The sequence below is a fragment of the Nostoc sp. NMS9 genome, from assembly GCF_017114995.1.
Lineage (GTDB): Bacteria > Cyanobacteriota > Cyanobacteriia > Cyanobacteriales > Nostocaceae > Nostoc.
In genome coordinates this window covers 169,615-193,227 of the sequence record NZ_JABXKL010000015.1, presented here as the reverse complement: position 1 = coordinate 193,227, position 23,613 = coordinate 169,615, and the positions used below count along the sequence as shown (strand labels likewise).

General features: G+C 42.0%; 14 protein-coding genes. 6 read left to right on the top strand and 8 right to left on the bottom strand.

Annotation, left to right across the window (positions count from 1 at the left end; genetic code table 11):
• Positions 1-128 precede the first annotated feature (128 nt).
• Positions 129-1,181 (top strand): 3-deoxy-7-phosphoheptulonate synthase, encoded by a 1,053-nt coding sequence (locus HWQ40_RS05985; protein ID WP_292775577.1) that lies wholly within the window; start codon positions 129-131, stop codon positions 1,179-1,181.
• 443 nt (positions 1,182-1,624) lie between these two features.
• On the opposite strand, the gene HWQ40_RS05980 is transcribed toward HWQ40_RS05985, so the two are convergent.
• Positions 1,625-2,398 carry a hypothetical protein gene (locus tag HWQ40_RS05980; protein ID WP_292775575.1) on the bottom strand — a complete coding sequence of 258 codons (774 nt, stop codon included), beginning with the start codon at positions 2,396-2,398 and terminating at the stop codon, positions 1,625-1,627.
• 397 nt (positions 2,399-2,795) lie between these two features.
• Between HWQ40_RS05980 and HWQ40_RS05975 the strand changes: the two genes are divergently transcribed.
• Positions 2,796-4,991: a transglycosylase SLT domain-containing protein gene (locus tag HWQ40_RS05975; RefSeq protein ID WP_292775573.1), complete on the top strand. Its 2,196-nt coding sequence runs from the start codon at positions 2,796-2,798 to the stop codon at positions 4,989-4,991.
• Positions 4,992-5,371: 380 nt separating this feature from the next.
• Entirely contained in the window at positions 5,372-6,748 is a 1,377-nt protein-coding gene (locus tag HWQ40_RS05970; protein ID WP_292775571.1) for an MATE family efflux transporter, read from the top strand.
• Between the two features lie 194 nt (positions 6,749-6,942).
• Here the strand turns inward: HWQ40_RS05970 and HWQ40_RS05965 are convergent, their stop codons facing one another.
• A complete protein-coding gene (locus tag HWQ40_RS05965; RefSeq protein WP_292775569.1) occupies positions 6,943-9,327 on the bottom strand; it encodes a transglycosylase domain-containing protein in 2,385 nt (794 codons plus the stop codon).
• Positions 9,328-9,580: 253 nt separating this feature from the next.
• Here HWQ40_RS05965 and folK point away from each other — a divergent pair, with 253 nt between their 5' ends.
• The 3 genes from folK (at position 9,581) to HWQ40_RS05950 (ending at position 10,867) form a co-directional block, all read left to right on the top strand.
• Complete coding sequence (gene folK, locus HWQ40_RS05960; RefSeq protein ID WP_292775567.1) at positions 9,581-10,096, top strand: 2-amino-4-hydroxy-6-hydroxymethyldihydropteridine diphosphokinase; 516 nt, start codon at positions 9,581-9,583, stop codon at positions 10,094-10,096.
• Positions 10,097-10,164: 68 nt separating this feature from the next.
• Positions 10,165-10,713, top strand: a complete 549-nt coding sequence (locus HWQ40_RS05955; RefSeq protein WP_292775565.1) for an NUDIX hydrolase — start codon at positions 10,165-10,167, stop codon at positions 10,711-10,713.
• Between the two features lie 7 nt (positions 10,714-10,720).
• Positions 10,721-10,867 carry a hypothetical protein gene (locus tag HWQ40_RS05950; protein WP_292775563.1) on the top strand — a complete coding sequence of 49 codons (147 nt, stop codon included), beginning with the start codon at positions 10,721-10,723 and terminating at the stop codon, positions 10,865-10,867.
• A gap of 76 nt (positions 10,868-10,943) precedes the next feature.
• Here the strand turns inward: HWQ40_RS05950 and HWQ40_RS05945 are convergent, their stop codons facing one another.
• The 6 genes from HWQ40_RS05945 to HWQ40_RS05920 all read right to left on the bottom strand — a co-directional run bounded on the left by HWQ40_RS05945 (position 10,944) and on the right by HWQ40_RS05920 (position 23,214).
• Positions 10,944-11,573, bottom strand: coding sequence for a Uma2 family endonuclease (locus HWQ40_RS05945; RefSeq protein ID WP_292775562.1), 630 nt, complete (start codon positions 11,571-11,573; stop codon positions 10,944-10,946).
• Positions 11,574-11,774: 201 nt separating this feature from the next.
• A complete protein-coding gene (locus HWQ40_RS05940) occupies positions 11,775-13,502 on the bottom strand; it encodes a ShlB/FhaC/HecB family hemolysin secretion/activation protein (protein WP_292775560.1) in 1,728 nt (575 codons plus the stop codon).
• 443 nt (positions 13,503-13,945) lie between these two features.
• Entirely contained in the window at positions 13,946-14,356 is a 411-nt protein-coding gene (locus HWQ40_RS05935) for a hypothetical protein (RefSeq protein ID WP_292775559.1), read from the bottom strand.
• 173 nt (positions 14,357-14,529) lie between these two features.
• Positions 14,530-20,169, bottom strand: coding sequence for a filamentous hemagglutinin N-terminal domain-containing protein (locus HWQ40_RS05930; protein WP_292775558.1), 5,640 nt, complete (start codon positions 20,167-20,169; stop codon positions 14,530-14,532).
• Positions 20,170-20,338: 169 nt separating this feature from the next.
• A complete protein-coding gene (locus HWQ40_RS05925; protein ID WP_292775556.1) occupies positions 20,339-21,610 on the bottom strand; it encodes a hypothetical protein in 1,272 nt (423 codons plus the stop codon).
• Positions 21,544-23,214 (bottom strand): filamentous hemagglutinin N-terminal domain-containing protein, encoded by a 1,671-nt coding sequence (locus HWQ40_RS05920; protein ID WP_292775554.1) that lies wholly within the window; start codon positions 23,212-23,214, stop codon positions 21,544-21,546. The genes HWQ40_RS05925 and HWQ40_RS05920 overlap by 67 nt, the downstream gene beginning before the upstream one ends.
• Positions 23,215-23,613 lie beyond the last annotated feature (399 nt).

Below are 23,613 nucleotides of genomic sequence, written 5' to 3'. Positions count from 1 at the left end.
GTTATGATCTTACTCGGTACAATTTAATTAAAAATTTGTCAAGCAGAAAATAAGCTATTTTAAAATTTCATAGGTTTGTGTTACACTTTTGAGTTGAAGTGCGTCTATAGAATTGCCAAAGCATCCCCATGCACAACAAATTAAGTAATATCGACAACGCTAACATTGAGAACGATCGCATTTTATTAACTCCCAATGAAGTCAAGTCAAAATTACCTTTAACACAATTAGCCGAACAAAGAGTTTTAGCATATAGGCAGGAAATAGAACATATCCTAGATTTTCAGGATCGGAGGAAATTTATAGTAGTTGGCCCATGCTCAATCCACGACCCAAAAGCAGCGCTCGAATATTCGGAGAGATTGAAAATATTGGCCGAGCGAGTCAAGGATAACTTGCTACTAATTATGCGAGTGTATTTTGAAAAACCAAGAACAACCGTAGGCTGGAAAGGGTTAATTAACGATCCAGATATGGATGATTCTTTCCATGTAGAGAAAGGTTTATTAATTGCACGGGAGCTGCTATTAAAAATTACAGAGTTGGGATTACCTGCTGGCACAGAAGCACTAGATCCAATCATACCTCAATACATCAGTGAACTGATTACATGGTCTGCCATTGGTGCCCGCACAACTGAATCACAAACTCACCGCGAAATGGCAAGTGGGCTTTCGATGCCTGTAGGTTTTAAAAACGGTACTGATGGCAATATTCAAGTAGCTTTGAATGCCCTACAATCAGCTGGAAACCCGCATAATTTTCTGGGAATTAATCAAAACGGACAGGTCAGCGTCTTTCAAACTAAAGGTAATGGCTACGGTCACGTAATTTTAAGGGGTGGTAGTCAACCCAACTTTGATCCAGCAAATGTCAAACTGGTAGAAGAGAAATTAAAAAAGGCAAATTTACCACCGAGAATTGTGATCGACTGTAGCCACGGCAATACCAATAAAGATTACAAATTACAAGGTGCTGTCTTAGAAAATATTATTCAGCAAATAGTGGATGGTAATACATCAATTGTTGGCATGATGCTGGAATCGCACTTGTATGAAGGTAGTCAACCGATTACTGGTAAAAAAGAAGAATTAAAATATGGTGTTTCTGTAACTGACAAATGTATTAACTGGGAAGAAACTGAAAAAATTATTTTGGCCGTCCACGAAAAACTTAAATGAGAAGTCAGAATTGAGAACTCAGGATGCAATCAATGGGGGATTTAGAGGATGTTTGTCAAGTCTGAAAGTATACTAAAAAACCCGTTTTCATTCCTCTCCCAGTTTCGGCTACGGTGTACACACAAATCGAAAAACCTGCTCCATATTAACTATTAATTTGGTAGGGTATGTTATGGACTTTAGTCCTAAGCACCGAAAATCTCTGACGATGCGTTACGCTGACGCGATAACACACCTACAAAACTGGAAAAAACCCCAAGTGGTTGTGACGAGTTCTACCTATAGCAATCCTATTTGAGATCCGAACAGGGTTCATACTGATGCAGCTTAGAAAAATCAAATTCTTGGTGATTGGTAAAGAACTTCAAGTTGGTATAAATGTACATTAGTTTCTGTTTCATTTAGGATTGTTATATCGAGAGAAGATTCTAATAACGATCGCACTATCGGACTAGTTCTAAATCGGGATTGCCAGTGGATTCCGCTGAAAAACCTACGGCTGGCCAAAATATTAGAGTGCTGCGTTTGCTTGCGAGTTCTAAGACGTAGGTTTTGCTACTTGGATCGAAGAGTGACCACGAGCCTGTAGATCCTGTCTCACTGAGGATTTTACCATCTGCCATTAGCTTAATCAGCTTATTGGATTCATTCTCACCAAGTATAGAGCTATGAACACGATAGGTTCCTACTACCTGTGTTTGGTTGGAATCTATTGGGGCAAATTTCACGGCACCAGTGGCCTTTATGTTGTAGCGACCTGCGGCTACAATCAGTCCTGACGAAGGAGGGTCGATACGCAAAATCACCTGACTCGCCTGCTTGACATCAAACGGGATGGTCACTTGTCCGGTCTGTGCTGCATCTGAACCAAAAACGGCTTTTGTTGATTTGACGACTACGTTGTAGTTTTTATTACTACCATTCTTCAGCAAGGTAACTTGGATCTCTCCCCCAGCCCCAGGAAATCCATTCGCGGAAAATTCAACATTCAATGTCCCCTTACCTGGCCCAAGGGTCACATAGTAGTACTGTGGAATCTGAACTGTGCTGCTGATTACAGCGATGTTATCGTCAGGTTGCAGTGGAGCTGGGTGTTTAGAATCTGCGGATTGGGCAGTAGCTGCACCTATGTATGTAGTAAGTGACAAGAGTGCACTAACTGTTATTGCTGTTAGGTAATTGCGAACTAGACCTGTTTGTAATTTATTGGTTTTCATGTTACATTCCTCAATTAATTGTTGTGGTTGCTATTCATTAATCTGGTGATTTGCTTGGCTTTATCTATTTATTAGAGGTGATTCATAAAAAAATCTTAAGGATACTCAACTCATCATTAGGTCTGAGTTTCAGCAAATAACTGCTTTTTTGACTGCAATTACTGAAACGCTTACTCGATCAGTACTTTACTTGAGTTTACAAATTAGCTCTAGGATATACCCAAGATAGATGTAATAGTACCTAATATGTGCTAATTACTCAATACTACCAACTAAAGGATTGAAAATTAGTATTTTTCTACATAAAATAAAAAATCTAAAATTAAAAATTGGTAACACTGATGGTTAGGAGTGTTAGAGTTTCAAGAAATTCACCGAAACTTTTCAGCGGGTATTCATGCTGAAGAAACTACAGAAAAAGCAAATTTCGATAATTGCGGGTGCTGCACTGTTTGCCTTTTTAACTGGGGCAATGGTATCAGCACCTGAGATTGGTAAGTCTCTGGGGAAATGGCTCAAACTGAGTCAGAATCAAGCAGACCAAAGATCGGACGGTAGTGTTGCCCAATCAGCCGTCTTTGGGCTGATATCGCAATCGCTGCCAGAACGGGCGGCAAAACTAGCAACGATCGCTCAAGAATCGCGATCACCAGATCGGAATCGCGCTCGTTATCTTTTGGCGAGTGATTATATTGAAAGAACCCAAGGGCAAAAAGCTCTAGTTTTACTCCAAGGACTAGAGAAAGACTATCCCATCCTCGCGCCCTACATTTTGCTCAAACAAGCCCAGGCAGAGGATATGCTGGGCGAGGACGGCAAAGCCTCGGATCTTAGGCAAAGGGTGCTGAAACTGTATCCCAAAGAACCGGCCGCAGTGAAAGCGCTATATCTAATTGCTCAACCAAAGCAACAAGAAACTGCGATCGCTCAATTTCCTTCCAATCCTCTAACTTGGGAAATTATCCGCAAACGCTTGCAAGAAAATCCCAATCAGCCACAATTACAATTGATTTTGGCTAAGTATGCCTACGATCAACCAGGCATAGTGGGCGTTTTGGATCAGCTAGCAAAACAGACTACCCTCAAACCCGAAGATTGGGAACTCATTGGTACTAGCTATTGGGAAAATAGTCAATTTCCCAAAGCGGCCAATGCTTACGCCAAAGCACCCAAGACATCGCGCAACCTTTATCGTACTGCACGGGGCTTACAGGTGGGAGGCAAAGATAAAGAAAAAGCGATCGCCACCTATCAACAATTAGTGCAACAATTTCCTAATAGTGAGGAAACTGGGACGGCATTACTGCGGTTAGCAGAAACTGCAAAAACACCTAAAGACGGCTTACCGTATCTTGACCAGGTAATTAGTAAATTTCCCAAACAAGCTGGTACTGCACTTGCACAAAAAGCCAAAACTTTCCAAACTCTCAAGGATCAAAAGTCAGCTAGCGCGGCGTGGCAATTACTCATAGGTAAATACGGTAACTCTGACGAAGCAGCAGAATACCGTTGGAAAATCGCCCAAGATAAAGCCGAAGCCAAAGATTACGTTGGTGCTTGGCAATGGGCAGAACCAATCGTCACTAATAACCCCAATAGTATTTTGGCTCCAAGAGCAGGCTTTTGGGTAGGTAAATGGGCGGCTGCACTGGGGAAACAGCAAGAATCTAAAACTGCTTATGAATATGTGATTAGCCAGTTTCCCTACTCTTACTATGCATGGCGAGCCGCGACAATGTTGGGGCTAAATGTCGGCAACTTTGACAACGTGCGCGTCATGAACCCGGAAGTAATCGCGCCCCAGCGTCCATTACCGCCTGCTGGTTCTGAAACTTTCAAAGAATTGTATCTGCTAGGTCAAGACCGCGATGCCTGGTTACAATGGCAAACAGAATTTCAGAACAAAATTCAGCCAACAGTAGCAGAGCAATTTACTGAAGGGTTGATGCGGCAGGCTAAGGGAGAAAATCTCATCGGAATTGATGAAATTTCTAAATTAGAAGACCGGGAAATACCAGCCGAACTTGCCCAATATCAGACTCTGAGTAAACAAATCACCTACTGGCAAGCGCGTTATCCATTTCCCTATCAGCGAGAGATTCAAAAGTGGTCTATTGACCGTAAACTTAATCCTCTGCTAGTAACCGCTCTGATGCGTCAAGAGTCACGGTTTGAACCAAAAATTAAATCTGTCGCTGAAGCTACTGGTTTAATGCAGCTGTTACCGAGTACAGCTAAATGGATCGCGCCACAAATCAAGGTGGATTTCAAAACAATCAACTTAGAAAATCCCAACGATAACATCATGCTGGGTACATGGTATTTGGGTCATACCCACGATCAATATAACAATAACTCCTTGCTGGCGATCGCTAGTTACAATGCTGGCCCCGGCAATGTCTCCAAATGGTTGCAAACTCTAACTACAAAAGATCCAGATGAGTTTGTTGAAGAAATTCCCTTTGATGAAACTAAAAACTATGTGCGGCAAGTATTTGGCAATTACTGGAATTATCTAAGGCTTTACAACCCGGAAATTTCTGGCATAGTGACAAAGTACTCGACCACACACCCACAACTACCAGCGCGATAATCTTAGAAAGTTATGAGTTGTGAGTGTTGAGTTCAAGCAATTTTTTAATTCAAAGTTCACAACTCATAGTGATATCTGTTTAGCTAATTACTAATAGGTATTACCTTCAATACTAACTACAATGCTGTTATTACAGCCATAAATGCTGGTACATTGAAGCTGGGCATAGGTAATAGCAAAGCCTGGTCAAAAGCATTACTTTTACCCAGGTTGACGATGTGCCATTATTGACAGTTGAAGCTGGTAAATAACTTGTCATCTGCTGGTAACAGTGTTATGAAACACAATTTTTGAAGAGGCGATCGCTAATAGCTTGAGTTGATTACACCTGTGGCGTTAATATATCTTAATGTATTCAGTATTGCTTTTTTAACGCCCCAATGGAGTTAACTTCAAAAGAATTTAAGTCAGAACTGATATTAGAAGTCCAAGCCTGCCTGCTATTAGCAGTTCCTTTGGTAATTACTCAAATATTAGAAGCGGGCATTCCTTTATTGGATGGGGTAATGATGGGCTTACTTAACAGCCAAGCTTTAGCTGCGGGTGCTTTAGGTGCTGTTACCTTTTCTACCCTAGCTTCCGTCTGTCGTTCTATTCTTTCAGCCGCGGGTGTGAGTGTCGCCAATGCTTTTGGTGCAGGAAAGATAGATCAAGTGAGCCGTGCTACAGGTCAAGGAATTTGGTTAGCCGTGACGATGTGCTTACCTGTGATGTTTATCATTTGGCACTTTGACTATATCCTGCTGCTAACTGGTCAAGAAGAAAGCAATGTATTATTAGCTCAAACATATTTGCGGTCTATTGTTTGGGGTTTTCCGGCTGCACTCGGTTTTTGTATCTTAAAAGAAGTTAGCTCTGCCCTCAATCGCCCCCAATTCTTAACAGTAATTACGGTAGTTGGACTATTATTAAATGCGGTTGCTAATTACGTGCTAATGTTCGGTAAATTTGGTTTACCAGCCCTTGGTTTAGCCGGTATCGGTTGGGGAAGCACACTCATTTTTTGGCTAAATTTTATCGCTGCCACCAGTTGGATTTGCTTTGATAACTACTTTAAAGACTATCAGCTTGATTGTGCTTTGCATCAGTTCAATAAAGATATGTTTATAGATATCTTCCAAACTGGGTGGTTTTTGGGGTTGCAGTATGGAGCAGAAATTGGAGTATTCACTGCCACTGCTTTACTGATGGGGTGGTTTGGAACAGAGACATTAGCAGCCCATGAAATTACCGTCGAGACAGAAAGTTTTGTCGAAACAGTGTCTATAGGTATTTCCTATGCTGTCACGATGAGAGTAGGACAGTTGAGGGGAGAAAACGATCTCAAGGGTGCAAGCAGAGCGGGATTAGTCTGCATTGCGCTTGTTACTCCTTTTGTGAGTATTGTGGCACTAATTTTTTGGCTGTTTCCCAACTATATTGTGGCAATGTATTTGGACACCAGTAATCTAGATAATATTGAGATAGTTAAAACGGCAACTTCTTTCCTCGCTGCGGGGGCAATAGTCCAAATATTTTATTCTATTCAGACTATTGCTGCTGGTGCTTTAATCGGGTTGAAAGACACCAAAGTGCCAGTGTTAATTACTATGTTCGCTTACTGGGTAGTAGGTCTAGGTGGTGGCTCTCTGATGGCATTCACTTTCGGCTGGGGTGCTATAGGTTTATGGTTGGGTTTAGTACTAGGGCTACTTATAGGTGCAGTGCTTTTAACTGGGCGTTTTTATCTTTTGACTTCTGAGATTGAGTCTAGTTGACTAAAAAGGTAGAGGGGCAAGTGGAATGGACTTATTGCAAGTTCTCACTCATCTTTCCTTGTCTTACCTGTCCCCTGCCCCTACCATGATAGGTATAGGTTGTTACACAGCGATCGGGAAATAAAGCATAGAAGTAAGTGGGATAGGTAACTCAAGCACTAGTCGTGCATAGTATCAACAATGCCCACTTCTCATTACTGTTTAGAAGGTCTAAGTCTATCCCGCCAAGATGGTTGTGACGATGAAGAACCTGAAGAACCAGAACTATTTGCGGGAGGCAACTCTCGCCGACTTCTTGTAGGTGGGGGTGAATCAGATTCTACTCTTCTAGAGCGTCGCCGTGGAGTAGATGATTCTGAGGAGGAGTTACTAGAACTTGATTCGCTGCGATCGCGTCTTCTCCGTCTTGGGGTATAATCGCTCGATTGCTGTTCTTCTTGAGAATAGCTCCTCCTTCTTCTACGTCTCCGAGATGAACCACTTTCCTCAGAGTTAGAATTTCTCGCACTTTCACCTTCTGAGTCATCATCTTTAGAGGCAATAGAACGATTCAGCATTTGTTTGGGCTTGATAGACTGGGCTTTGATAGTGCCTTTGCGACCGTCTAACTTGGGTCGTTTTGGAAACTTTTCTACAGGCATTCCCTCTACCGCTTTTTCCATAAATTCGTGCCAGGTGTAAGCGGCACTACTGCTACTACCATCAGTGGGGCGGTTGTCATCGTTACCTAACCAGACCCCTGTCACCATCTGAGGAATGTAGCCAATAAACCATAAATCACGGGCTTCATCGGAGGTGCCGGTTTTGCCTGCAACTGGTCTATTATCTAATTGGGCAGCACCACCAGTTCCCGCTTCGACGACGTTGCGTAGCATCCAAGTCATGATGGCGGCACTGTCAGCATCAAGGGCGCGTTTTGACTTGAAATTAGCTGACCAGATGACTTTGCCTTGGCGGTTGAGGATGCGGGTAATACCATGAGGTTCTGCGTGCAATCCCTGAGTTGCAAAACTGCCATAAGCGCTGGTCAACTCTAGCAGATTGACTTCATTTGAGCCGAGTGCTAAAGAGTAGGTGGGCTTGAGTTCAGATGTTATCCCCATATCATGGGCAAGTTTAATTGTTGGTGTAAATCCCACATCAATCAACACCTTAACCGCAACAATATTAACAGAGCGGGTAAGGGCATCTCGGATGTTCATTGAACCGTGGAAGTTTTCACTATAGTTTTTCGGTTCATAGCCGTCTACAACAAAGGGCGCATCTTCGTAGCTATCATAGGGGCTTTTACCAGTAGCGATCGCAGTGGCATATACAAACCCTTTAAATGTCGATCCTGGCTGCCGTTGTGCCTGGGTAACTCGATTAAACTGGTTTTTACCAAAGTCTTTTCCCCCAACCATTGCCTTAATTTCACCGTTGCGGGGGTCTATGGCCACCATTGCAGCTTGTTTAAAGTTTTCCCAGCGTCCTTGATTTCGCAATGTTTTCGCAACTGCTTCTTCTGCCACCTTCTGCCAACTTGGGTTGAGCGTGGTTTCTACTACTAGACCTCCACTTTTTAACACATTAGGAGAAACATACTTGGGCAATTCTTTTTGGATGTAGCTGGTAAAGTAGGGTGATTCTACTTGGACTCGCTTGGGTAAACTGCTTTTGAGGGTTAATGGCTCCTGAACTGCTGCCTGCCTTTGCTCTGGTGTAATTACTTTATCTTCTTGCATCCGTAGCAATACCAAGTCCCGCCGCCGTTTTGCCGCTTCGGGATTTTTGTCTGGGGCGTACAAGCTAGGAGCAGGAGCTAATCCAGCGATCGTTGCCATTTCCGCGAGGGAAAGTTGGTCTGGGGACTTACTAAAGTATACCCAGGCGGCATCTGCCACACCATAAGCTCCAGATCCCAAATAAACCAGATTCAGGTAACGCTCTAAAATCTGATCTTTGGTTAATTCTTGCTCCATTTTTTGGGCAAGGCGGACTTCTTTGAGTTTGCGCCAGATTGTCTGCTCTTGTTTCAAAAAGAGAATCCGCGTTAGCTGTTGAGTGATGGTGCTACCACCTTCTACCACACCTTGCGATCGCAAATTATTCAAACCCGCTCTGACAATCCCTTGCGGATCGACTCCGTTGTGTTGCCTAAATCTTCTATCTTCTGAGGCGATGAAAGCTTTTTTTAAATTATCTGGTATTTGTTCTAGCTTTAGCTGTTCTCTGGTCGCTTCACCTTGTTGTTGTAATATAGCGCCATCAGCAGCTTTAATGGTTAGTGTTTGCTCTCGAAACACAGCATTCAACTCGGACTGATCTGGCAAAGTCCGATCTATTAAATTGATGCCGTAGATCAGGGCAACTATCCCACCACCAACACCCAAACCTGCCCAAAACCAGATGCGGCGATAGAGTGGTCTAGCGCCAGTTGCCCGATTGACCCTCATCTTAGATGGTAAAATTTTCATTTTGCTCAGTAACTGCCTCGTCTGCGCCAGATGTGCTGGTGGTAAGCTATCATTCGTTCCTCCTTGTCCAGAGTCACTCAAATTAGTTGGTCTTCGCTTGAACCAGGAGGTAAGCTTCCCCACGTCAGTTCCTCGCTCAAAGTAGTAAGCAATTATATAACCACCATCAATCAACTTTGGGGTTATAGCACTACCATTGTGTTAGTATAATATCCTATAAATAATTAACTGAATTCACTATAAAATAATGTTTTTTAAATTTGGTTAATTTAGTTTTGTAAAAAATGCTGCAATTTTTATAACTACTGCGAATATAAAAGCTATTGACAAGTATCCGCAAAGACAGCCCGAAAACGGCTTATGTCAGGAAAGTATAATGTCTACACCGGGCTACGACGAAGCAGAGCTAAGACGAAGCGCTGTTGCTCTTGGTAGCAATATCGGCGATTCCCAGACAATTTTAGAAGCAGCTATAGAGACTTTAGCTCAAACGCCAGGTATTGTTTTAGAAGCCAGATCCCATTGGTATCAAACCAAAGCTGTCGGGCCACCACAGCCAGATTACCTCAACGGCTGCGTCACATTGCAGGTAGAAATACTCCCCCAGCAGTTATTAGAAATTTTGTTAGGAATTGAACAACAATTTGGGCGTGTGCGTCAGGAACGCTGGGGGCCACGAATTCTAGATTTGGATTTGTTATTATATGATGACATTACTTTGGATACACCAAATCTCCAGATTCCCCATCCACGAATGCGGGATCGCGCCTTTGTGTTAGTCCCACTGGCAGAAATTGCCCCAGATTGGATAGAACCACTTTCCGGGTGTGTTATTAAAGAGCTGCTGAAAGAGGTAGACTGTTCTGATGTACATTTATGGATGGACAATTAAAATTACCATCCTTAAAAGCAGAAGAACACTGATTTTTGCTCTGTATTCACAGATAATCAGATTTTACTATGCCATTAGGTAGAGAATTACCACAACTGCTGAGACAACGCCTGTTTCATAAAGGACGCAAGTTCGATTTTGAAGTTAATCGTTTGCGTTTACCGAATAACTCGGAAGGAGAATGGGAATGTATTCGTCACCCTGGCGGTGCTCTAGCTGTACCTGTGACAGCGGAAGGTAAACTTATACTGGTGCGCCAGTATCGTTTTGCAATTCAGGGACGGATATTAGAATTTCCAGCGGGGACAGTGGAAGGAACTGAAGAGCCTTTAGAAACAATACAGCGTGAAATTGCCGAAGAAACTGGCTATAGTGCCCAAAAATGGGACAAGTTAGGCGAATTTTTCCTAGCTCCTGGCTATTCTGATGAAATCATCTATGCTTTTCTGGCGCGAGATTTAGAAAAGCTGGAGACACCACCACCACAAGATGGAGACGAGGATATCGAAACTGTGTTTATGACTCCTGAAGAATTAGAAAAAGCTATTCTGGAGGGAGAACCGGTAGATGCTAAATCAGTTTCTAGCTTTTTTCTGGCGCGTCCGTTTTTAGCTTAGTACCCTTATGCTACTAGAGTTAGCGATGCCTACGGCGGGCTACGCCTATGCAGATGCCTACGGTGCAGGCTTTGAATATGCTGACGAAATGATCGTTAACAATGCTTTGAGTCGATACGTGGAACATCCACGTTTTCGACTATATATAGAATAGAGCGATAAATCGCTCACTACGAACAAAAGTTTTATCTACTTAGCGCTTCTCATTCAAATGAGAAGGAGCATTGCTATTACAAAGCTAAATCAAAAACCTGTTGCGCGGTTAGGTTAAGTTTGGGAAAGCTGGGGGAGATAATCACATCACTACCCCTGAATAGCTTTTTTATATATTCTCCATCAACTAGTTCGCACACAAAAAGAGCAGGTTGTTTGGGGTTTCCAATAAAATCACGTCCTCCTAACCCGGCATAATCTACAATCCAGTATTCGGGGATACCCATCTCCTCATAGTCCCCGAACTTGTCATAGTAATCGTCACGCCAATTGCTGCTCACAACTTCTACTATTAATTTGACGGAAGTTGAATTTTGAATGACTGATTCACTTTCCCAACGTGTTTCAGTATCAATAGTTTCTTGGTTCAGAACAATGATATCCGGTTCGTAACCTGACTGATGGCGATTAGGTTTAACTATCGATTCTCTAGGAATAAACCAAATATCGCCTTTAGCTGTCTCTCTAATAGTTATAAGAAGTTTTTCAATTAGGGAACCTGTTAATTTGGAATGTTTGCCTCTAGGTTTAGGCATTTCAACAATTACCCCATTATGTAATTCGTAGCGCAGTTGTGAGGTTTCTGGATACCATTTGATAAATTCATCGAAAGTAAATGTTTTTGGTTCAGCTTGTATTTGGTTCATAAGGTTTAGTAGTTATCCTTGCTTTGAGCGATGAATCGCTCACTACAAACTAGGATTTTTTTTATGTTGAATTATGCCTACTGGTCTGTCAAAGCAATTTTGACGCTTGGAGAGACGCGATAAATGGCCGTCTCTACAGAAAATTTATTCGTCAATTATTTCTTGACAGACTACTACCTACTCAATCTAGAAATCTCGCTTTTAAAAAGGCTGATAGCGTACTGAAAAATTAAAGCCATTCTCTTGCAGTGAACTACCGTGATCGCTTGTTCCCATCAATGGTATACCATAGTCTGCACGCAATACCAAACCGTTAAAAGGTTGCCAGTTCAAGCCCAACCCCAAGCTGGCAAGGGTTTGCGGGTCGGCATTAATACCGCGATTATTCCAAGCTGTACCGATGTCAAAAAATGGAATTAACTGTAGGGTTTCTACATTTGAAGCTAGGGGAATCCGAACTTCTACACCTCCAACTACCCCATTGTCAGCAACAATTTGATTTTGATCGTAACCGCGCACTGTATCAACTCCCCCAATGCTAATTTTTTCCAATGAAAGTAAGGAATCAGGTGTAAGTTGAGTGTTAACTTTAGCTAGCATCAAGATGCGGGGAGATAGTCGTTGTACCCATTGAAATTGTCCCACCCAAGAGAAAAAACGCCCATCAGTACCACTATCGTTAACAGTTGCGTCAATTGCATCAATCCCAAAACTAAATTGCGATCGCGCTGCTAGAACACTGTTAGCATTACGTTGTAACCAATCTTGAGAAAAGCGAATTACCGTAACTCTTGATTCCCCATCTTCGGGGCCTTCGGTAAAGGAGAAGGGGATATCATTGAGTATGTAGGTTTGACTGCGCCGTAAATCGAATGCTAACGATAGAGCAAATTCTCTGTTTGGCCTGTGGATTAGCGGTTGACGGACGTTAAAAGAAACGGTTTCGGCTTCGCTGCGGATATTTAAGTCACGAAATTCACTTTCAATAATGCGGCTAGCGCTGTTGCTGTAGCGGACACCAATGGTTCCATCTAAGGCGTTGAAGGGAATAGAATAATTGATATCGTAAATGTCTAAACCTTTGCTACCACCATATTCAGCACTAAATTTATCCCCAAATCCTAATAAATTATCATGAGTAAGAAAAACACTCCCTTGTTCTGAGCCTACGCTAGTTGATTGGTTATTTGCAAAGGTAACTCCAAGGTGGAATGGTGGCGATTCGGTAATTGTCACCTGTAAAATATTATTTCCGGGAGTGCTACCTGCGGTTAACTCGGCATTAACTCGTTGAATCACGGGGTCAAGTTGTAATAATTGTAGCGCTTGTTCGATACTTTTTTGATTTAAAGGCTTACCTGCAAGCCGTTTAATCCGGGAACGCACATACCCAGGCTGCAATCTTTGTAACCCGAAAATGGAAATTCCTTCGAGTTCGCCTTCCACAACTTGAATTTGCACGACACCGCTAGCAACATTTTGATTGTTGGAAATAAATGCACCACTAGTGATATAGCCATTATCAACATAGAGTTTAGTGATTTGCGATCGCAGTTGCAATAACTGCTCAAATGTGATGTTTTTATTTTCTAAAGGCTTTTTTAACTTGATGATTTCATCTCCTAAAACAGAATAGCCTGTAACTTGAATTTCTTTGACAAAGAACTTTTCACCGCTAGGAAAAGCTGTATCGGGTAGATTTTCCTGTGGGGGTGATGGGAGTATGGGGACAGTTGGTGTCGGTGGTGTGGGTGGAAGAGTTGGTGTCGGTGATGGTTGGGGTTGAGTTTCTTCGACTTTCCCTGGTATATCGGGAGGAATTGTGACTCCTGGTGGGGGTGTCGATTGTGCAAATACTGCAAGCGGAGTGATGCTAATGCAGGTAAGTAATATGAAAAAAAGCTTTTGAAACCGAAAGTATGAACCCATTGTTGATATATGATATATAAAATTTGTAAAATAATTTTTGCAAGTCACCATCGGGTATCTGAGAAGAAAAATACCCAGATATCCGACTTCTGTTTAATAATTAATCAAGCAGACATGATGTTAATAAAGCCTCTATGATCGTGGTTTCAGACTTCAGCCTGAAAGAGGATATTATTTATTATTTAATTAAAATACCATAATATTTTTCTTGATAATTGCATAAAAGTGTAAATAATCAAGATGCGATTTCTGATGCTTGCGTCAATCAAAGCGATCGCATTTTAGATACTAGGATTTATGTATGCGATCGCTTTTAAAACTAGCTAGATTACATTAAGATTGTCGCCATCAAAAAAACAGTTGTAGCAGTCAAAAAACTACAAAGAATTTTGATTTTGGACACCGTTTCGTTTAGTTGGAAACTGGCTTATAGATGTGGAAGCTTAATTGGCTCTTAAATATCGATTGATGTTTGATTCTTTTCCATTCCCAATGTTGATTAATTTGTAGAACCAGAGGGAAGAGCCAGATCCTTCGTATGTGAGCGTAACCACCGAACCAACCTTTGCTCCAATCAACTGATCATACCATACGAAGTATTGGTTGCCGCTGCTAGTTTGAATCAAGACCTTGTATGCGCTATGTGAGGAGTCCCAACCAAATCCTTGAATGAGCGTAACGGGCATCGAATCTACAGCATGTGCAACCTCAGCAGTAAGTAACGCAGAAGATGTCACGAGTAGAGCAATAGGAATTGAAGCTTGCCAAGTTCCTGCTACAAGAAGCAGTGCAAGCAAATTGCCAGCTTTTTTGGAAAAGTTACCCATCAGTTTGTTGGAACTTAAATTCATCATTTTTGCTCTCCTTTCTGAACCGTTTCTTTAATACTCAGATTAAGGGAGATGACTAGGTAATGCATTCACCATTTATGCATATATAGTTGCATGAATTGGATGGTGCGATCGCATGATGGTGCATCCCATTTTGCAGAAAACTGTGTATGCGATTTTTCCAATATGTGCAATATTTATTTTGAACAACTTCGACTCAAGATTAATTGCCCATTTGGTAATCGATACAATCCTTGTGGTTCAATTATTGGGTCGCCTTTTTTCCAAGGACGTGGTGTTGGTTCAACACTACGTACATCACCAGTTGTGTAGGCTGAAGTTAACACATCTCCTGGACTATAGCGTAAAGCACCAGAGCCTGTAATTGTAAAAGAGTTTTCTTGTCGCTTGATGCCGCGTGAAATGCAGCTATTGGCAATGAGTGCGTTGGTATCGATGACGTTTGGTGATAATCCAATGAAGCTGTTTTGAATAGAACTGTTATCGGGTGTATTGATATTTGTTACACCAGAAACGCCTAATTCCGAACTGGCGGTAATATCACTTTTTTCGGTTAGTTTTGGACGTGATTCGATACCAAAAATACCTTGCGAGTTGATTTGGATGTTTCCACCACTTCCTGTAAAGGCGTTAGCGCTGATATCGCTATTTTCTTCGGGAACTGCAACGATAAATTTTGAGTTGATATTAATATTACCGCCATTGCCACCTAATTTTTCTGTACCTGCGCTGGTGGAAATTTGAGCGCCATGACGGAGTAAGAGTAAATCACTGTTAACTTTGATATTACCACCGTTACCGGATGCAGATTCAGCGTTGAGTTTACCTTGATTGTCTAAGGTAATTTTGGGTGAGTTGACTTCGATGTCACCTGTGATTCCTGAACCTGTGGAACTGACAAATAAGCCACTGTTAGCACCGATATTTACCACTAGACCAAAAGATTTAGCAATTCTGTCATTGTAATTAGAGTCACTACCACTAATTATTACTTTATCAGTAGCGTTGACTGTAATTTTACCTGCACGTCCATCGCCTAAAGTAGTGGTGGTGAGTTGTCCACCATTGAGTGCTTCAAATATATTTGCATTTGCTGTAATATCGCCACCCTTTTGATTATTTGTAGTGCCTGCATCCAGTAAAGCGCCGTCTGATACGCGAAAGATATTGGTGTTTACGGTGATATCACCACCTTTGCCTTGAGAATTAGAATTAGTAAATGTCAATAAAGCACTAGGAAATCCTGTCTCTTGATTAGTTCCAGAAACATTTATAATGTCCCTTACATTAATTTGGATATTGCCTGAATTACCTTGTCCATCTGTACTGGCTTCTAGTTGAGCACCATCTTGTAGAGATAAGGAAGCTGAATTAATAGTAATGTTTCCTCCATTACCTTGTGTACCTGTTTCGGCTCGGCTAACAATTCCACTACGAAATGTATCACTTCCACCAGAAATAGTTATCGCACCAGAGACATTAAGATTGACATCTCCTGCATCTCCTTGTCCATCAGGTCTACGAACCGAAGTTTTCAGTTGAGAACCATTGAGTAGTGATAGTGAGCTTGCGTTGATGTCAATATTACCTCCTCTTCCTACACCCCCTGATTCCACAGTGGCGAAAATTCTGGCATCATGGTCTAAGGAAACAAAATCAGATGCACGTATTGTCACGTTACCTGCTTTTCCTTCTCCAAATGTACCTGCAACAATTTGAGCTTCATCATCCAGAGACAAAGAACCTGCATCGATAGTAATATTTCCCCCGCTACCTTTTGTCCCTACTTCTAAAAGGCTACGAATTCCACTGCCAAAAATCTTGTTTATACCACTAGAAAATATTTCTTTTTTCCCTGAAATTGTTACTGCTCCTGGGACTTTTATATTGATATTACCTGCATTTCCCTCTCCTGCATTCTCTGTTTCTAAAGCCTCACGAACAGAGGTTTGCAGTTGAGAACTATTGAGTAGTGATAGTGAGCCTGCATAGATGTCAATGTTTCCTCCGTTGCCAACACCGCCTGCTTCCACTGTACTGAAAATGTTACTATTTGTAAGAATGAGAGAATCAGAAGTATGTATTATCACATTTCCCGCATCTCCTTGTCCAATGGTACTGGCAAGCAATTGGGTATCATTACTTAACGATAAAGAACCTGAATCAATAGTAATATTTCCCCCGTTACCAATTCCTTTACTACCTACAAGGCTAGCAATTACAGCAGGAAATTGATTATTTTCAGATGCAATTGTGGCTACACCTAAGACTTTAATATTGACATTGCCTGCATCTCCTTTTCCAAAAGTGCTAGTACTTATTTCAGTGCCATCTTTCAAGGAGAGAGAACCTACATTGATATTAACATCGCCTGAACTTCCTTTTCCAGAATTACTAGTAAGTATTTGAGCTTTATCTTTGAGTGATAGAGAATCTGCACGAATATCAATATTGCCACCTTTCCCTTCAGCTTCTTCTTCCACTCCGCTAGAAACTCCTGTATTTGAAAGCAAAACAAAATCAGAAGCTCGTATTGTTATGTTTCCCCCATTCCCTTGTGCAAAGGTGCCGGAAGATATTTGAGCGCCATCTGTTAGTGATAAAGAGCCAGAATCAATAGTAATATTTCCTGCATTCCCTTTCTTTCCATCAAAAGCACTAATAATTCCAGATATAAATTTGTTTGCTTGACCAGCAATAGTAACAGAACCACTAGTTTTAATATTCACATTGCCTGCATTCCCCTGACCTGCATCTAGCTCTTCGGAAGCTCCACGAACTAGAGTCTGTAATTGAGCGCCATTTAGTAAAGAAAGAGAAGCAGCATTGATATTAATATTGCCACCTTTGCCAACACCACCATCTTCTACATTGCTTAATATGGCAGTTTCAAATCCAGAAAGGGAAATAGAATCAGAAGTCCCTATTGTGATATTGCCCGCGTTCCCCTGTCCAGAAGTTGAGGCTTCAAGTCGAGCGCCATCAGTGATTAAGAGTGAAGTAGCATTAATGTCGATGTAGCCACCTTTACCCACACCTCCAGATTCCACATTACTGAAAATGTCACTACTAGCAAGGAAAACAGCATCTTTTGCAATCACTGTCACATTCCCCGCATTCCCTTGTCCAGAAGTTGAGGCGGAAAGTCCAGCACCGTCTTTTAATGAGAAGTCACCAGAATAGATAGTAATGTTACCGCCATTACCTCTTACTCCCGTTCCCACATCGGTGAAAATTGCACTAGGAAGTTTACCTTTTGTTCCAGAGATAGTCACCGCACCAGTAACATTAATATCGACATTTCCCCCATTCCCTTGTCCACCTGCCAGATTGGTATCTGCTCCACGGATTCCACTTTGTAGTTGAGCGCCATCAGAGAGGGAGAGGGAACTTCCTCTAATGTTGATACCTCTACTATTGCCTACACTTCCAGATTCCACATTATTGAATATACTACCACCTGCAAGAGAAACAGCATCTTTTGCAATTACCGTCACATTTCCTGCATTTCCTTGTCCAGAAGTTGAGGCAATAAGTCGAGCGCCATCTCGTAATAAGAATGAGCCAGAATCTATGAAAATGTTACCGCCATTGCCAACTGCTCCCGTTCCTACATTGTTGCGGATAGCACTGTCTTCCCCCGCAACTTCTATTTTTCCTGTAGCGTTGAGGGTAATATTTCCTGCTTGACTGTTAGGTGAATTTAAACCTTGTCCACTAGTGCTAGCCACCAGTAAAGCGTTATCAATTAGGGAGAATGAGCCACTTGAAATATTTATATTACCCCCATTACCTCTTGCTCTAGTTCCCACATCAGTGAAAATTGCACTAGCACTTCCGTCTTTTGTTCCAGAGATAGTCACTGCACCAGTAACATTAATATCGACACTTCCTGCATTTCCTTGTCCAGCTACTAGGTCGTTATCTGCTCCACGAATTCCACTTTGCAGTTGAGCGCCATCAGTGAGGGAGAGGGAACTTCCTTTGATGTTGATACCTCCACTGTTGCCCACACCTCCTGCTTCCACATTATTGAAGATATTACTACCTACAAGGGAAACAGCATCTTTTGTAATCACTGTCACATTTCCCGCGTTCCCTTGTCCAGAAGTTGAGGCAGAAATTTGAGCGCCATCTCGTAATGAGAATGAGCCAGAATCTATGAAAATATTACCGCCATTCCCAACTCCTCCCATGAGCAAACTACTACGGATAGCACTGTCTGACCCTGCAACTTCTATTTTTTCTCTAGTATTGAGAGTAATATTTCCTGCCTGACTGTTTGATGAATCTAAACCTTGTCCGCTAGTGCTAGCTACGAGTAAAGCGTTATCAATTAGGGAGAAGGAGCCATTTGAGATGTTGATATTTCCCCCATTACCTCTTGCTCCAGTTTCCACATCAGTGAAAATTGCACTAGTACTTCCGTCTTTTGTTCCAGAAATAGTCACCGCACCAGTGACATTAATATCGATATTTCCCCCATTTCCTCGTCCACCTGCCAGGTCGGTATCTGTTCCACGAATTCCACTTTGCAGTTGAGCGCCGTCAGTGAGGGAAAGGGAACTACCTCTGATGTTAATACCTCCACTGTTGCCCACACCTCCGAATTCCACATTATTGAAAATGCTACCACCTGCAAGGGAAACAGCATCTTTTGTACGCACTGTCACATTCCCTGAATTCCCTTCTCCAGAAGTTGAGGCATTAAGTCGAGCGCCGTCTCGTAATAAGAATGAGCCAGAATCTATGAAAATATTACCGCCATTGCCTTTTGAATCTTCACGCACAAGATTACGAATCTTACTCCCGGAGTCAGCAACTTTGATTTCCCCCGTAGCATTAAGGGTAATATCCCCCGCAGTCGCCTCTGGTTGACCCAAACCTTCAGCGATACCAGCATTCAGCAGACTCCCTCCCAAAATATCTATGTTGCGAGCATTAATCGCAATATCACCGCCACCAGCAGCTTCTACATACACACGCGCTTCATTGGTAAGCGATACATCTGCACGAGTCACATTCTCAGGAAATTTCAAGCTGAGATTATCTCCATTAAAAAGAAGATTGACATTTCCAGGTGCTGCTAACCCCCCTAATTCAACTCTCCCGCCATAAGCATTTAACTGGCCGCCATCTATGCTGACATTACCGCCCACTAGCAGCAAACTTTTACCATCTGCTACTCGTAAACCAGATGCATTAAAACCTGCTGGGTCTGTTCCGGCTCGTGCAATTGAGTTATTTTGAATTCCTGCACCTTGATTAATCTGATTAAAGAACAACGCCGAAGGATTTATCGTCAACAATGGTGGTGCTTGAGGATTGGTGGCACTGAAAATACCCTGATTGCCAAACTGCACTCCATTGGCTGTTGTCCCGACAAAACTACCCTGCACATCTAACCGCGCATTCTGTCCAAACACAATCCCATTGGGATTAATCAAAAACAAATTTGCTGCACCAGCAACTCCCAATGTCCCGAAAATATTTGATGCATTCCCACCTGTTACCCGCGTTAATATATTTTCTATTCCAGTGGGGTTAGCAAAATATACTCGTTGCCCATCTTCGATATTAAACTCGCTGAAACTATGAAAAAGATTGCTGCCACGTTTTGCACCGCCATCAATTTTGTCACCCAGTGCGCCATTAATTATCAGATTTTGATTGAGTCGAGAAGTCTCTGCACCCAGAGTATTATCAGGTGTGATTTGTGCCTGGGCTGGCGAAGCTTGGCTGAATGCAGTGGATATTAGTGATAAAAAAAGAATACTTTTAATACTGGCTTTTTGAGGATGATGTGCTTTATTCATAAATAATTTACCTTGGATAAATTCAAATAAAATCCACGAGCAGGTAGACGACTAGGTAATGCATTTACCTATAGTTGCATGATTTTTGTATCGGGTAATTGCATGATTATGCGTCCCATTTTGCAGAAAACTGTGTATGCGATTTTCCCGATATGTGCAATATTTTGTTTTAACAACTTCGACTCAAGATTAATTGCCCATTGGGTAATCGATACAATCCTTGTGGTTCAATTATTGGGTCGCCTTTTTTCCAAGGATGTGGTGTTGGTTCCACACTACGCACATCACCAGTTGTATAGGCTGAAATTAACAGATCTCCTGGACTATTGCGTAAAGCACCAGAACCTGTAATTGTAAAAGAGTTTTCTTGTCGCTTGGTGCCGCGTGAAATGCAGCTATTGGCAATCAGTGCGTTGGTATCAATCGCGTTTTGTGGTAATTCGGTGAGGCTGTTTTGGATAAATGTAGTGTCGGGTACTCCTGTAATTGTTCCAGAAACCGCACCACTGGCGTTAACATCTACGCGGCTATCGCGATTTAGTGCCTCAAGGGTAACTGCATCAGTAGTTGGGGCAGTAGGGTAGTAAAGAGGAGAACTAAGGAAAGCGCGGGTGTTAAAAGTGATGTTGCCGCCTTGACCTTTAGGCGCAAAGGCAAGGATATTACTGCCTTCCAAAGCGATGATAGTATTAGCATTGAGAGTAATGTTGCCTCCATTGCCTCCACCACTATTAGTTAAAATGTTGCTGTTATTACGCAGACGGATATCTTTAGCAGTAATCGTAATGTTACCTCCAGAAGTTTGAGCAGAGGTAGCTGAGATTACTCCATTATTAGTTTGCAAGGTTTTACCTATATTAATAGTTAAACTTCCTCCCTTTCCCCCACTAAAAGTTCTTGTTGATATTTCTGCCCCATCCCGGACACTTAAATTCTCAGCCAAAATAGTCAAATTGCCAGCAGATCCGCTTCCTATATTTTGTTCGGGAGTTTGAATAGCAAAATCGCCAGATTGTGTTGTCAAAAGACTGGGAAATCGTCTATTTCCGTTCGTTCTTCCAATCACTTCCACTTCTTTTGCATCAATCGTTAAACTTCCTCCTTTTCCTAAACCGATTGTAGAAGCGGATATTTGTGCTCCTCCTTCAACTGTTAATTTTTTGCCTGTAACTCTTATATTTCCAGCATTCCCAATGCCAGTAGTATCAGCCGATACTAGTGAACAATCGCGGACATTCAACTGGCCAGTTTTAATTTTTATATCACCAGCATCCCCAACATCAAAAGCTTGGGTAATTATCCCTCCAACACCGAGCGCTCCATTTGCAAGAGTTACAGTTCCAGCTAACTCTACAGAGTCCGAAGTATTAATATTTATGCTTCCCCCCTTTCCTGCACCAAGGGTAGCAGCTGATATTTGCGCCTCATCTCGGACAGACAATTGCCTGGTCGTGATGTCAAATCACCAGCAGCTTTAGAACCTTCCGTTTGCGTAACCAGACGACTAATAGCCTGTTTATCTAAAGTTGCGCCCAGCAATTCCACAGAATCTGAAGTTGCTATGGTCAAAGTACCTCCCAGCCCCTGACCTAAAGTACCCGTTACTATTTGTGCTCCATCTCTAACAATCAATCGCCCAGCTGTTATTGTCAGATTTCCCCCATTTCCACTTGCCCTTCGATTAACCTGAGTCGATAAGGTGCTTAAGAGCTGATTGTTGGTGGATGCTCCAATCAATTCCACTTCGGCAGCACGAATAGTTATGTTTCCCGCATTTCCTCCACCAAAAGTATCTGCTGCTACCACTGCTCCATCCTGGATAGTCAACTTCTCAGTCTCAATCTGGAGGTTTCCTGCTGCTCCATCGCCTTGCGTGCGTACGAACAGACCACTGGAAGACTGCTCATCTACTGTTGCACCACTTACTTTCACTGAATCTGGTGCAATAATGCGTAAATTGCCTCCTTGTCCCTGACCTGTTGTACCAACAGATACGTTTGACCCATCTTGAATTGTGAGCTGGTTAGCACGGATTACAACTTCTTCGCCAGGTGTTGAACCTCGCGTTATTGATAGGATTTTTGAAGCATCGGTAAGCATGACACGGTTGCCGTACAACTGTATAGTACCAGCGCCATTGCCATTGGTAGAGACTATTGCTCCATTAGCGAACAATAAATCGGAGCGAGCTACATTATCTGGAAAACTTAACTTGAGATTATTGTCATCAAAGTTTAATCCTACTGCTCCTTGACCTACTACTCCACCTAATTCGATACGACCACCCTCAGCTGCCATCAACCCACCGTCTAATTTGATATCACCACCCAGCAGTAATAAACTCTGAGTCTTTGGAACTAGAAGTCCAAAAGTTGGATCTCCTCTGAGGGTTGTGGTTGCGATGGAACGGTTGATAATTGCCTGCGGTGAGAGAGTATTAAAAAATAAGGCTGAGGGATTAACTGTCAATAAATTGCTTGTTTCAGGTTCAGAGGCACTAAATAATCCTTTATTACTAAGCTGAACAGCATTGGCTGTGGTTGCGATAAATGAACCACCAACATCCAAGCTGGCATTTTTCCCAAACACAATCCCATTGGGATTAATTAAAAATAAATTAGGATTGGATGTGACACCAATAGCATTGAAAATTCCTACAGTACCAAAAATATCCGAGCGATTCTGACCTGTAACGCGAGCTAGAATATTTTGAATGTCGTTGCTAGGGTTTCGGAAATAAACGCCTCGAAGTTTGCCAACATTAAACTCTTGAAAGCTATGAAATAAGTTTGCTTGGCGAATTGCTCCACCGTTAATTACATCAATTGGAAAACCAACACTATCAAAAGGTACAACACCAGAACTTTCAGCGCCAAGACTATTATCGGGGATGATTTTACTCTGAGCAAAGGCAGGTTTTTCAGAAAGTGCGATACCTACGGTAAGCTCGGCTAACACACTTACCCATCCGCTCAATGCCACTACATTTAAGCAGCAAACTAAGGTATCTTTCCACGACGCTTGAAAGTCCTTGAGTAATTTCATTTTCCAGATTCAGAGGGTATTAATACTTGTATAATCATCTCATCGTATCAGTAGAAGACTTCATACCAGACATGAGTGAAATTAAGTTTGCTTAAGAAACTGTCATTTTCAAATGTGTGGCTATAATCCATCTAAAATGCGCCAAATACTCGTATAAATCGTTAGTCTGAGGCTAAAATAACTAAGTCTAATCCAAAATTAAGTATTTTAAGTTTTATTTATGTAGCTTGCACTTCCAGTCACTAAATGCAAGACAAATTGCATAAAACTGCACACCTTGTAAAAACTCAGTTTTCGATGCTTTTTCTGGTAAGTTAAAAATAAAAGCCATACAAGTATTTCCTCTATCAATTGATTGGGAATAACTGGCGATCGCAAAAAATATCTGTATAAAAAACA